This is a genomic window from Frankia sp. CcI49, assembly GCF_001983215.1.
GTDB classification, from domain to species: Bacteria; Actinomycetota; Actinomycetes; order Frankiales; family Frankiaceae; genus Parafrankia; species Parafrankia irregularis.
This window is the reverse complement of sequence record NZ_MOWP01000003.1, coordinates 1-956: the sequence shown is the minus strand read 5'-3', so window position 1 is coordinate 956 and position 956 is coordinate 1. Positions and strand designations below refer to the sequence as shown.

Here is a 956-nt window from a genome sequence, read left to right as displayed (position 1 = left end):
GTCCGGCCGTCCCACATCCCTGCCGGGCCCCGGAAGGTGAACCGCACTCACCGAAGGAGGCGTGTTCCCGGCAGGAGCCGCGCCCGAGACACGGTCGAAGCAAGGCCGCGGCGAACATGGAGGTGGCACGGAGATGGCGATGTCCCAGGCGCCGGAGGCGGATGCGGCGGCCACCCCGGCGGGTGACACGCCGGCGGGCGGACTGGCAGCGGGCGATACGTCGGCGGGTGAAATGGCAGCGGGCGAAGTGGCGGCGTCCGTGGAGGTGACGGTCGCGGTGGACGCGACCGCGGCGGTCACCGCGTACGACCTGGAGATGACCCGGGCCTGGCACTGGGCGCTGCTGGACCTGGCGGGCCACCTCCCCGACGAGCTGCTCCACCAGGCCAGGGCGTGGCTCGCCGCCGGCCGCCGGTTGGAGGTCGCGCGGGCCGTCGCGTTCGCCGTGCTCTCCGGGCAGCTCGGCGTGGGTGGCGGGGAGGTTCCACTCATCCGCGAGGAGCTCGCGGCCACCGAGACCGACCCGGATCTGCTGCGGGCCCTGGACGCGCTGCCGCTCGGCGAACGCCAGCTCAGCGCCTGGGTGTTCCTCGCCAGCGACCCGGCACTGCCCGGCCCGCCGGTCTCGCTGCCCATCGACCTCACCATGACGGCGGGCAGCCGCGACGGGGCGGGCAGCGGAGCCGGGACGGCGCCCGGCGGCCGTGCGGCCGACGACATGACCGCGGCCGACGCCGCATTCGCCGTGGCCGACGGGGCCGACGGGGCTGATGCGGTCGACCGGGCGATCGTCGCGGCCGTCGCCGGAGAGCCGGATGTTCTCGGTGTCTGGCGGTCGTGGCGGCTGCCGGCCTGGGAGACGTCGTGGCCGCCGCCGCGGCGGGTCTTCGTCGTCACGCTCGAGCCGCTCTCGGATGCGGCAGTGGCCGTGACCGCACGGTTGCAGGAGGCTCTGG

1 pseudogene is annotated in these 956 nt (G+C 75.6%); it reads left to right on the top strand.

Annotated elements, in window-relative coordinates:
* Nucleotides 1–139: 139 nt before the first annotated feature.
* Nucleotides 140–956: pseudogene (locus tag CcI49_RS00910) on the top strand (hypothetical protein); the annotation flags it as partial.